The sequence below is a fragment of the Leptospira brenneri genome, assembly GCF_002812125.1.
Classification (GTDB): Bacteria; Spirochaetota; Leptospiria; order Leptospirales; family Leptospiraceae; genus Leptospira_A; species Leptospira_A brenneri.
Window position 1 is genome coordinate 1 of the sequence record NZ_NPDQ01000004.1, and the last position, 11,153, is coordinate 11,153.

An 11,153-nucleotide genomic window follows, 5' to 3' on the forward strand; every position below is an offset into this window, starting at 1 on the left:
GAATGTTACTTCGAATACTTTTACTTTTGAAGCATTATTTTGATTTCAGATACCATCTATTATGAAGCAATATGCTACTTCCCATAATTAGTATTATGTCGCATTATATTAAGGATATTTGTGAGTGTACTCATACATCCTTTACAGTTTTGTCTTAATACATACTTTACAAAAAGATGCACAAAAATCCTGATTCTTACCTTTGGAACATATTTTGGCTCTTAAGAATTCGAGAAAAACCTTTCAGAGAAGCAATTTGTGTTAGTCCTTCTTCTACCGCGGATTGAATGGTAATGGCAATTTTTTCTTTCGATTCGGTATCTTCTGCACTGAAGGGAATGGTTTGGGAAGTAATTTGTTCCGAATGACCTAGGATTCGCTGTTCTTCACCAGCTGAATTCACCACCAAAAATTCAACAATGGATGCAAAAGTGGCGTGGTGAAATCTTGTTGTTCCTTCCTCAAATTCTAGAGACCGATCAACTTGCACCTTTCTTAAAACAATGGCTCCGGGTAAAACGGGAGCATTCGTTTTTACAGGCGAAACGGAATGAATCGAAAAAAGACGGGAACTTGTATTTGAAAATGATTTGAGTGCCAATTGTCCAATGGTGATTTCTTGTGTGGGTCCCACTTTCAGCACTTTGGTTTCCAATTCTTCCGCATATTGTAGTTGTAGCGTTTTTTCTGAACTTTCTTTGGCAGAGAGTTCAGACGGATGTGGAGTTTGGCAGTTTGAAAACAAAATAAGAATGATAAAACTGAATATTGATAAGAATCGAAATTTCATGGTTATGTGATCCTATATATAAGTTCCACCAAACAATGAGTTTATTGCAAAACTGGTTTGTAAAAATCCCTAAATTTAAAATAAGTGGAAGCCTCTTGGATTTTCGAAATTATTAGAAAACGAGATGACTTTCTAGTTCTTTCCGCCACAATTCTCGAAATCTAGGATGGCTCTAAAAAGTTCTGGATTGGAATTGCGTTTATAAAAGGAAAGATGGTATGAAAATTGCTTATACAATTGTTAGGATTTTGCTGGGTGCACTATTCCTATTTGCTTCTGTGGTGGTGCTTTTTAATTTAGTTCCGCAACCGGAAACGACTGGTGATTTAAAAATCTTTAATGATGGTTTAAAGGCATCAGGGTATTTACTCACACTGATTAAAGTAACAGAACTTGTGTGTGCTCTTGCTTTCTTATCTGGAAGATTTGTTCCTTTAGCTTCTATTGTCATTGCACCAATCGCTGTGAATATTCTCCTGGTTCACCTAACCATTGCACCGGATGGAATACCTGTTGGTATTTTTGTGGTCGCTGCCAATGCTTTTCTAGCTTACGTGAATTGGAATGTCTACAAGCCCTTATTTGTTCCTGTGAACAAGTAATCATTTCATTTGTTTTCAATCCACTGTCTGATTTCAAAAATCACCGGGTTGAAAACACTTCCAGTTAAAGTTTAGTTTTTGATGAGAAGCTCTAGAATCTAGAGCTTCTTTCTTTATTATCTAACCTTAAAATCCAATCAATTTAAGTTTCGAAAAACTGAACCTCTCCGGAGGATGTATCGTAAAATCCTGGAACAATTTTGATCGCTTTTAATTCTACATTTTCCTTTAAGAACGGGCTATTGGCAAGGATCTCTTCAATTGAGTTTTTTACATTTGCTTTTACTACATGATTGAAGATATGTTCGTTTTCTTTTTGGATGGGATGAATGATTTTTTCCGATTCATCGATGGCCTTTTGAATTTTTTTGGTCACACTAGCAATGTTTCCTTCTCTTAGTGCATAGATGGCGCTAGATACAGCACCGCAATTAGAATGCCCTAAAACCACTACTAGTTTGGTTCCGATTTTTGCACAGGCAAGCTCCAAACTTCCTAAAATTTCTTCATTGACGATATTTCCTGCGATACGGATTGAAATGATATCTCCGAGACCTGCATCAAAGATGATTTCTGGACTAGTCCTGGAATCAATACAAGATAAAACAACAGCAATGGGATTTTGTCCGAAGGCAGTGGCATTCACTTGGTGTTTAAAATATTTTTCAGACCATTTTCCTTTGACAAAACGTTCGTTTCCTCGTTTTAAGAAATCTAAAATTTCATCGGGAGTTAGTTTTTGTTGGGCTTCTTTATCTAAGATATTAACAAACTGCACTTGATCGCTTAATTCATACGAATCTTTTAATCCAATCAGATTTAATTGGATTTTTCTTTCGACCGCGACAACGGTTTTAAATTCTTCCAAGAGTTCTAAAATATCGTGATCGATAAAGTTGCAATTGGATGCATCCACAATGAGTTTAGAGTTTTCGGGGAGTGCCCAAAGTGTGTCTTTAATGGATGCTTTGTTTAGAAAAGAAACTTGGTTTGGTAATTCAATCCTAACTGTTTCTCCAATATTTAAGTTTTCTGTTTCTACTAAGAATGGGTTTTTATAGTTATTTTTCAAGATGAAGAGAAAACTAACCGAAAGCCCAATCAAAACTCCGGTAAGTAGATCGGTAAAGATGATGGCAATTATGGTTGCGATAAAAGGTAAAAATTGATAAAAACCTTTTTTGTAAATTGTTAAATATAGTGTATGATTTGTGAGTTTAAAACCCGTAACAATTAAAATGACTGCTAACGAAGAAAGTGGAATCAGGTTTAAAAAAGATCCAAAGAATACAACGCTGATTGATAATAAAATCCCATGGAAAATTGTAGATAATTTGGTTTGGGCACCAGCATAGATATTGACTGAACTTCTAACAATCACCGAAGTAATGGGAAGTCCACCGACGAGACCTGAGAGCGAATTCCCTACTCCTTGTGCCACTAATTCTCTGTTAGGGGAAGCAAGTCGTTTGTGAGGGTCAATTTTTTCTACAGCATCTAAGTTGAGAAGTGTTTCTAAGGTAGCAAAAGCAGCAATGGTGAGTGCATAATACCAAACTTTGGTTTCGGTGATAGCGGAGAAATTTGGAAAGAAAAATACTGATTCCCAGTTTTTAATATTGGGAATGGAAACTAGATGTTTTTCAGAAAGATACCAATCTGGAACATAGGTTTGAAAAATTCCATTCACCAGAACTCCTAGAAGAATCACAAGGACTGGCGATGGTAAAAATTTCAGAACCTTCCATTTTGCCTTATCGTAACCGATCATCAGAGCTAAGGAAGATATTGCGATGGTCACGGCTCCCCAAGAAAAGTATTTGATGATATTAAAAAGTTCAGAAAAAGTATTTTCCCCATCTTTTTGGAAAAAGATAAAGTCTTCTTCTGGATCCACATCAAACCCCACGGCATGCGGAATCTGTTTGAGAATCAGAATGATTCCGATGGATGCGAGTAACCCTTGGATTACATTCGAGGGAACATAGTTTGCGATAAACCCTCCCCGTAAGAAACCGATGATGATTTGGAAAATACCTGCTAAAAATACAGCTAAAAGAAAAGACTGATAATCACCGATACTGGCGATGGCTGCAAGAACAATGGTCACAAGTCCTGCAGCAGGGCCACTAACACTTGTATTGGAATGGCTTAGGATTCCAACAACCACCCCCCCGATCACACCTGAGATGACTCCAGAAAGTAAAGGAGCTCCACTTGCCAAAGCGACTCCCAAACACAAAGGAAGGGCGACTAAAAAGACAACTAGGCCAGAGGGAAGATCTTGTTTGATTTTGGAAAACATAATGGTCTTGGAAGGTTAAAATTCCATTTATGGGATGTCAACTCCATTGGATTTTTGTCTTTTCAGAATTTCGGATTCGAAAGATTTTTTTTTGCAATAAAATGACTAAAACTTACAACCAAATGGTCACATCATCCAAATCCTCTTCGCTGATGACATGACGGATGTTTTTATCTGTGGTAAAAGATATAGATTGGATTTGAATGGAAGACCATAGGTCCTTATAAACATAAGGACCAACATGGCATTTGATGATGACGTTCGGGTGAATATTTTTTTCGATGGAACAAATTAACTCCGGAGTTTTTTTATCTTCTGGAATCAAAATTTGATTCTCTTTGTCGCGAGCAAAAAATAAAATTTGGAATTTTGAAATGCTATCTTCTGTTAGGTTTTCTGTTTTGATGAACAACTGCAATTCTTTAGCTGTGATTTTATGTCTGGGTTGTATTGTGACTAGGATGGGTAACCCAACTTCCTTCAAATAGGTTTTTCGGTTGTTGGTAAAACTTCCATTCTGCCTAGAACAGAGAAGGAATGGGAGACAAAAAAGGATCAAAACGGGAGTCCGAACCCTCTCCATCAGAACCAGGACATTCCGTTTTCGTAATCTAAACAAGATTTTGCAAGAATCATTCGCTTTCGATCCTGACTCAACCCCTTTTCCAATCGCTGAGGTTCCCTCCTCCTTTTATTGAGAAACAAACTCAAAATTGTAAGTCCAAGTCTAAAAAGATTTATGAATTTACGGGAAGTGGAATCAGTCTGAAACTGGACGTAATAGAAAAATTACACCTACACTCTATAGGAGCTCTTCAATGACGTTGAGTTTAGACTTCTTTCGATCCTCAATTGGAAAGAAGATCATAATGGCCATTACCGGATTTATCTGGTTTGGATTCGTGATCCTTCACATGGTCGGAAACCTACAGGTTTTCCAAGGACCAGAAAAATTAAACACCTACGCAAAGTTTCTTAAGGATTTAGGTCCACTCTTATGGGTTGCGCGGATTGGACTCATTGTGGCCTTTTTTGGACACGTTTGCACCGCCATCCTCCTTAAGTTTGAGAACGGAAGTGCAAGACCCGTGTCTTATGCAAAAGGTTCTACCATCCAAGCTTCTTTAGCTTCTCGGACAATGGCTTATAGTGGACTTCTTTTACTCACCTTTCTTGTTTACCACTTGGCTCATTTTACTTTAGGAATCACTAATCCTGAACATTACAGTTTTGAATACATTCTTAAAAACGGAGATGTGGTTCATGATGTTTATGCAATGGTGATCTTAGGATTTCAAGATCCTATCATTTCAGGTACATACATTGTTTTTATGGTGTTCCTAGCTCTTCATTTTTCTCATGCTTTGGGATCGATGTTTCAAACTTTAGGAATTTTGGCGCCAAAACACAACCCCACCATTCAAAAACTTTCCACAGGACTTGGTCTTATCATTTTCCTTGGAAATTGTTCGATGCCAATCTCGATTTTACTCGGGTATGTTCGTTAAGGGTTTTTAGGAGAAGTTATGAAATTAGATGCAAAAATACCGTCGGGTCCTTTGGAACAAAAATGGGACAAACACAAACAAGACATTAAACTTGTAAACCCGGCGAACAAACGTAAATACAAAGTCATCATCGTAGGAACTGGCCTTGCGGGGGCTTCCGCTGCTGCTACACTCTCTGAACTTGGATACCAAGTTTCTGTTTTCTGTTTCCAAGACAGTCCAAGACGAGCTCACTCTATTGCTGCCCAAGGTGGTATCAATGCTGCAAAAAACTATCAAAACGATGGTGACTCTGTTTATCGTTTGTTCTACGATACGGTAAAGGGTGGCGATTTCCGCGCAAGAGAAGCAAACGTTTACCGATTGGCGCATGAATCTACAAATATTATTGACCAATGTGTGGCACAAGGAGTTCCTTTCGCTCGCGAGTATGGTGGAACACTTTCCAACCGGTCATTTGGTGGAGCGCAAGTATCTCGTACTTTTTATGCGAAAGGACAAACCGGGCAACAGTTGTTACTTGGTGCCTACTCTGCATTAGAAAAACAAATCTCTCGCGGTGCTGTGAAAATGTATCCAAGAACTGAGATGTTGGAACTGGTTCTCGTGGATGGACATGCCAAAGGAATTGTAGTTCGTGATCTAGTGACTGGTGAGATTTCCTCGCATGCTGGTGATTCTGTTATTTTAGCATCCGGTGGATACGGAAACGTATTTTATCTTTCTACCAACGCAAAAGGTTCGAATGTTACTGCCACTTACCGCGCTTATAAAAAAGGTGCTGGATTTGCAAACCCGTGTTATACGCAAATTCACCCAACTTGTATTCCTCAGGCAGGAGACTATCAGTCTAAATTGACACTTATGTCTGAATCTCTTCGTAACGACGGAAGGGTTTGGGTTCCTAAGAAAAAAGACGATCTGCGTGCTCCTCACGAAATTCCAGAAGATGAAAGAGATTATTATCTCGAAAGAAAATACCCTTCTTACGGAAACTTAGCGCCTCGTGATATCTCGTCTCGTTCCGCAAAAGAGGCCTGTGATAATGGTTTAGGAGTGGGTCCAAAGGTTGGTGACAAACGACTTGGTGTGTATTTAGATTTTTCTGATTCCATCAAACGTTTGGGTGAACCAGTCGTTGCTGACCGTTATGACAACCTCTTCCAAATGTATGAACGTATTACTGGTGAAAACCCATACAAAGTTCCAATGCGAATTTATCCAGCGGTTCACTATACAATGGGTGGACTTTGGGTAGATTACAACCTTATGTCCAACATTCCAGGACTTCACGTTTTAGGAGAAGCTAACTTCTCTGACCATGGTGCGAACCGCCTCGGAGCATCTGCTCTCATGCAAGGTCTTGCCGACGGATACTTTGTGATTCCTTACACTATTGGTGATTACTTTGCCAGAGAAGGTCATAAAAATATCTCTACTGATAGACCGGAATTCAAAGAAGCAGAAGCCCGCGTTCGTGAGATGACAAATAAACTCCTCTCCATCAACGGTAAAAAAACTCCAGATGATTTCCATAGAGCACTCGGTAAAATCATGTGGGATCAGTGTGGTATGGCTCGTAATGAAAAAGGTTTGAAGGATGCCCTACAAAGAATTCCAGAGCTTCGTGAAGAATTCTGGAAAAACGTAAAAGTAGCGGGTTCTGGGTCTGAACTCAACCAAGAGTTAGAAAAAGCGGGTCGTGTTGCTGACTATTTAGAGTTTGGCGAACTACTTTGTTTGGATGCACTTACAAGAGAAGAGTCTTGTGGTGGTCACTTCCGTGAGGAACACCAAACAGAAGATGGAGAAGCAAAACGTAATGATGATAAGTTCTGTCACGTAACAGCTTGGGAATACAAAGGTGAAGGAAAAACTCCAGTAGAACACCGTGAAAAACTCGAGTATGAAAACATCCACCTAGCCGTAAGGAGCTACAAATAATGGATACAATGAATTTACACCTTAAAGTTTGGAGACAAAAAGACAAAAACGATAAAGGTCGTATGGTGAGCTACGAAGCAAAAAACGTAAGCGAACACATGTCTTTCCTTGAGATGTTGGATGTAGTCAATGATGACCTGATCAAAAAAGGGGATGAACCGATTGCATTCGATCACGATTGCCGCGAAGGAATTTGTGGGGCGTGCTCAATGGTAATCAACGGCGTTCCCCATGGGCCAGAAAAAGGTACGACTACTTGCCAATTGCATATGCGTAAGTTCAAAGACGGTGAGACAATTTATATCGAACCATGGAGAGCCAAAGCTTTCCCGGTAGCGAAAGACTTAATTGTAGATCGTTCTGCTTTTGACCGAATCATCCAAGCAGGTGGATACGTATCCATCAATACGGGTGGAGCTCCGGATGGAAACGCTCTACCAATTCCGAAAGTAAATGCTGACCTTGCGATGGATGCCGCAACTTGTATTGGATGTGGGGCTTGTGTGGCTGCGTGTAAAAATGCTTCTGCAATGCTCTTTGTTTCTGCAAAAGTTTCTCACTTGGCACTTCTTCCACAAGGGGTGGTCGAAAAGAAAGAGCGAGTTCGTAAGATGGTACGCGCAATGGACAAAGAGGGATTTGGAAATTGTACAAACCAATACGAATGTGAAGCAGCTTGTCCGAAAGAAATTTCGGTGAACTTCATCACAAGATTGAACCGAGAATATATCTCTAGCTAAGTAAAAAAACTTTAGAGAGATTTATTTTTAGGAAATCAGCCGCAAAAACCATTGGTTTTCTTGCGGCATTTTACAAAACCCGATTGGAGACAGTCGGGTTTTATGTTTTTAAAGGATGAGTTTCTTTTTTGAAATAGAGTTTCATTAGTTCTAATTCTTTGGTATAGATTTTCAAAATGAATACTGCTTTCTCCTTCTCATTACCGCTCATTTTTTGTATTCTAGGAATTGATTTAGAATGAATTTCTTCTGCTAACTTTAGATTTCTTTGGATGAGCGCTAGTTGGCCTCTTGTTAAAAAAGCGTAAAATTTCTCCAATTCTTCTTTGGTTTCATCAGCAAGGATCGTATCTAAAATGGGATCAACTAACTGATCATTGGTTGGATCTTCATCCATTAAGTAGTGGTTGGCCAAACTTAAAAGTTTACCAGACTCTTTGTATTCGGAAATTTTTTTCTCGGAATAAAGATCTTCAAAATAAACAAATCGATTGGATTTCACCTGACAAATGGTCGCCAGTTGTTTTTGCAGATCGCTTGTATTGATACTTTCTGTTTCAATATTGTAATTAGTGACTACAAGAAACAAAAGATCTCCTTGTTTTTCAATATAACGAAATCCAATGATAAGATCTAAATCGTTTTCATAACCAGGAATGACAATTTGGTTTGGATTTTCTTTAGATGCATTCTCCAAAATAAAATCAGAGATGGTAGCCATCTCTTCTGGGCTAAAATCTAAATGTAAGGCTTGGAAAATTCTAAACTCAAGAAGATGACTTAGAAAATATGGATCACCTTTTGTTTTTAAAGGGAGATTGTTTTTCGCAACTCGAAACCGAATTTCATAAGGTGGATTGGGATCTGCCAAAAGCAGAGAGCCATGGAGTAAAACAAATAATAAAAGAAACAAAAGACGAAATTGGATCATAATAGCCCTACTTTTTCAGAGTTAAAATAAGGAGTGATCTAGCAAAGTCAACAAATCCTTTTTCTCTATGGATTTCCCCGCTAGAAAAATTTCGAACAATTCCTGGATCCATCTTGAGTCTTTCCCTCGTTTGGTTCTCCCCTGGATCATTGTAGAAAACCGAGATTGGATGGCATCTGTCATCAAGTTTTGCGAGGTCTCTGGTAATGAATTCCAGTCTCCATTTTCTTTTAATTCTTCTCTTGTGAGAAGGAGTGAATACAATCGAAACCTTTCCTGTGCATCATACTGATTTGAAAGTTGGTTATCGTGCCCACCATAACGGACCATCAAATTTTCTGAAAGCAACCCGATTCCATGGCCAGATAATAAAATTCGGTTCCATAAATCATAATCTTCGCATATAGGTAGTTCGGTGCGAAACCGGCCCACTTGTTCCAAGGTTGGTTTATGAGCCAAAAAACTGGAAGAAGTTACCATACAAATGTCCAAAGACTCTTTTAAAAACCACCCCGAAAGTTTCCTGTATTTGCCTTTGGGTTCCATTAGGTTTCCTTTTTTATTCCAAACTTCTTTGGTTTGGGAAAAAGAAAATTCGGGATTTGATTTATGAAATTCCATTTGTTTGGAAAGTTTTTCGGGAAACCACTCATCATCGGAATCTAAAAAGGCTATCCATTCCCCATTTGCTTTTTCCATTCCAAAATTCCTGGCACCACTCACTCCCCTATGTTCTGTTTGGTGGACTTGGATTGACTTTTGTTGCCTCCCAAAAGATGTGAGTTTTCCTTTCCAACTGGGAAGTTTCGAAAGTACATCCATCCAAGTTCCATCTGTGGATCCATCGTCCACTATATGAAGCTCCCAATGCGGATAGGTTTGCCCGATCACAGATTTGATGGCACGATCCACTACGGCTTTGCGGTTAAAGGTGGGGATGATAATGGATACGAGTGCTTTTTCCATGGGATTTATTTTGAATCTTTATCCAAAATCAAATCGAGATGTTGGATTTGTCCCCCTTGGTGGAGATAAAAAACAGGAACCAGTTCACCTGGAATGTTACGTCTGAGAAATTGGTTTTGTTTGGCATACAAATCTTTCCCAGAATTTATTTGAGAATTCTCAACTGGATTATTTTTTGCGGAATCTCTCATTTCGTATATTTCTCGTAATAAAGGGTAAACAGTAATTCCGCTATACACTGGTTCCAAAAGAATATTCGTATTACGATAAAAATCGGCAATCCATTCCGTAATTGTTTTGTGATTCTTTCCAAAGGAAATGGATTTCTTTTTCGGTTCTATCGGTAGGTCTGTTTTTTGTCCGTTACCTGGGATTTGGCTTGGAATCTCTAAAATCTGTTCTGATGGAATGGGAATGGTTTTTAGTCCTAATTGTCTTTGTATACTCTCGATTTTTCCAATCCATTCCACTTTCGGTTCCCCCACCATCACACCTAAAACAAGGACTGATGTTTCTTGGAACACATCCAGAGCAGAAAGAAAGGTAGCTCCCGATCCAATTTCCATCACGAGGATGGAATCGATTCCTTGCGGATTTTGCCTTATGTTTGGGGGTGTAGTATCGATTCCATAACCCTTTTCTGTAGGTTCTGATTCTTCTTGTCCTTTGTGAGTTGGCTTTCCCTTCAAACAAATTTCCATTTCTTTTTTTAGATTTTCCCAAAACTCTTTTAGGCCTAGGATCTGTCCCGGATGGATTCCAAATTCCGGAAGTGCAAGGCCCTGATATCTTTCTTTCTTTTCAAACCAAGCAGCATAAGCCTCTTTTCGATTCGCATAACAATGAATTGAATGTGAATGTCCTCGAACTAATTGTTCATTATAGGTTTTTAATTTTGGATCCCTGGTATAGGCAATGGTTTCAACTTCTATTTCAAAGCACCTAAAGATATAAGTAAAACTGGCTAAATAATTTCCATGGATCGCACCCCAAAGGAGAACTTGTTTGATCCGATTTGATTTTAAATATTCAATAATACCAAGTGCTTTCCGCCATTTGGTTCCGAATCCGAATGGGAGTAAATCGTCTCGAATCAAATAAAGATTGGGAATGAATTTACCCTTGGAGTCTCTACGGAGGAAAATCTCAGGACTCAGATGGGTCTTCGTATGCGAGTCAGTCGGAAAGGTTTCTAAGGCAAGAAGGGGAACTTCATCGATTTGGATGGGGAGGTCAGGGAAATTCTTGGACTGGTTGGTAAAACCCAAAGACAAGGATTTCATTTCATATTACCTTGGGTTTTACCGTTCCCGTTGTGGTAGAAAACAATAGAAAGTTTGGTTTTTCTTTTCTGCCAAGTGGCTTTC

General features: G+C 38.9%; 10 protein-coding genes. 4 read left to right on the forward strand and 6 right to left on the reverse strand.

Going from position 1 to position 11,153, the window contains the following annotated elements; genetic code table 11:
* Window positions 1-196: 196 nt before the first annotated feature.
* On the reverse strand, window positions 197-790 hold the full coding sequence (locus tag CH361_RS09140) for a hypothetical protein (protein WP_100790540.1): 594 nt from the start codon (window positions 788-790) through the stop codon (window positions 197-199).
* 218 nt (window positions 791-1,008) lie between these two features.
* Between CH361_RS09140 and CH361_RS09145 the strand changes: the two genes are divergently transcribed.
* Window positions 1,009-1,392: a DoxX family membrane protein gene (locus tag CH361_RS09145; RefSeq protein ID WP_100790541.1), complete on the forward strand. Its 384-nt coding sequence runs from the start codon at window positions 1,009-1,011 to the stop codon at window positions 1,390-1,392.
* 142 nt (window positions 1,393-1,534) lie between these two features.
* Here the strand turns inward: CH361_RS09145 and CH361_RS09150 are convergent, their stop codons facing one another.
* Window positions 1,535-3,697: a bifunctional SulP family inorganic anion transporter/carbonic anhydrase gene (locus tag CH361_RS09150; RefSeq protein WP_100790542.1), complete on the reverse strand. Its 2,163-nt coding sequence runs from the start codon at window positions 3,695-3,697 to the stop codon at window positions 1,535-1,537.
* Window positions 3,698-3,809: 112 nt separating this feature from the next.
* Window positions 3,810-4,181, reverse strand: coding sequence for a hypothetical protein (locus CH361_RS09155; RefSeq protein WP_244279753.1), 372 nt, complete (start codon window positions 4,179-4,181; stop codon window positions 3,810-3,812).
* 334 nt (window positions 4,182-4,515) lie between these two features.
* On the opposite strand from CH361_RS09155, the gene CH361_RS09160 reads away from it, so the two are divergent.
* The 3 genes from CH361_RS09160 to CH361_RS09170 are packed head-to-tail and all read left to right on the forward strand — an operon-like array spanning window position 4,516 to window position 7,889.
* Window positions 4,516-5,205 carry a succinate dehydrogenase cytochrome b subunit gene (locus tag CH361_RS09160; protein ID WP_100790543.1) on the forward strand — a complete coding sequence of 230 codons (690 nt, stop codon included), beginning with the start codon at window positions 4,516-4,518 and terminating at the stop codon, window positions 5,203-5,205.
* Between the two features lie 18 nt (window positions 5,206-5,223).
* Window positions 5,224-7,149: a fumarate reductase/succinate dehydrogenase flavoprotein subunit gene (locus CH361_RS09165; RefSeq protein ID WP_100790544.1), complete on the forward strand. Its 1,926-nt coding sequence runs from the start codon at window positions 5,224-5,226 to the stop codon at window positions 7,147-7,149.
* An 8-nt stretch (window positions 7,150-7,157) separates the two neighbouring features.
* Window positions 7,158-7,889: a succinate dehydrogenase/fumarate reductase iron-sulfur subunit gene (locus CH361_RS09170; protein ID WP_165782249.1), complete on the forward strand. Its 732-nt coding sequence runs from the start codon at window positions 7,158-7,160 to the stop codon at window positions 7,887-7,889.
* 100 nt (window positions 7,890-7,989) lie between these two features.
* On the opposite strand, the gene CH361_RS09175 is transcribed toward CH361_RS09170, so the two are convergent.
* Genes CH361_RS09175 through CH361_RS09185 form a run of 3 tightly spaced genes read right to left on the reverse strand, consistent with a single transcriptional unit; the run spans window position 7,990 to window position 11,069 of the window.
* Window positions 7,990-8,820 carry a hypothetical protein gene (locus CH361_RS09175; protein WP_100790546.1) on the reverse strand — a complete coding sequence of 277 codons (831 nt, stop codon included), beginning with the start codon at window positions 8,818-8,820 and terminating at the stop codon, window positions 7,990-7,992.
* A gap of 21 nt (window positions 8,821-8,841) precedes the next feature.
* Window positions 8,842-9,786 carry a glycosyltransferase family 2 protein gene (locus tag CH361_RS09180; protein ID WP_208861420.1) on the reverse strand — a complete coding sequence of 315 codons (945 nt, stop codon included), beginning with the start codon at window positions 9,784-9,786 and terminating at the stop codon, window positions 8,842-8,844.
* 5 nt (window positions 9,787-9,791) lie between these two features.
* Window positions 9,792-11,069 (reverse strand): hypothetical protein, encoded by a 1,278-nt coding sequence (locus tag CH361_RS09185; RefSeq protein WP_100790548.1) that lies wholly within the window; start codon window positions 11,067-11,069, stop codon window positions 9,792-9,794.
* Between the last annotated feature and the right edge of the window lie 84 nt (window positions 11,070-11,153).

Excerpts from the sequence above, each read along its gene's own strand:
- CH361_RS09140 (WP_100790540.1), bottom strand. The coding sequence starts at position 790 with ATGAAATTTCGATTCTTATCAATATTCAGTTTTATCATTCTTATTTTG.
- CH361_RS09160 (WP_100790543.1), top strand. The coding sequence starts at position 4,516 with ATGACGTTGAGTTTAGACTTCTTTCGATCCTCAATTGGAAAGAAGATC.
- CH361_RS09170 (WP_165782249.1), top strand. The coding sequence starts at position 7,158 with ATGAATTTACACCTTAAAGTTTGGAGACAAAAAGACAAAAACGATAAA.
- CH361_RS09175 (WP_100790546.1), bottom strand. The coding sequence starts at position 8,820 with ATGATCCAATTTCGTCTTTTGTTTCTTTTATTATTTGTTTTACTCCAT.
- CH361_RS09145 (WP_100790541.1), top strand. The coding sequence starts at position 1,009 with ATGAAAATTGCTTATACAATTGTTAGGATTTTGCTGGGTGCACTATTC.
- CH361_RS09180 (WP_208861420.1), bottom strand. The coding sequence starts at position 9,786 with ATGGAAAAAGCACTCGTATCCATTATCATCCCCACCTTTAACCGCAAA.
- CH361_RS09150 (WP_100790542.1), bottom strand. The coding sequence starts at position 3,697 with ATGTTTTCCAAAATCAAACAAGATCTTCCCTCTGGCCTAGTTGTCTTT.
- CH361_RS09185 (WP_100790548.1), bottom strand. The coding sequence starts at position 11,069 with ATGAAATCCTTGTCTTTGGGTTTTACCAACCAGTCCAAGAATTTCCCT.
- CH361_RS09165 (WP_100790544.1), top strand. The coding sequence starts at position 5,224 with ATGAAATTAGATGCAAAAATACCGTCGGGTCCTTTGGAACAAAAATGG.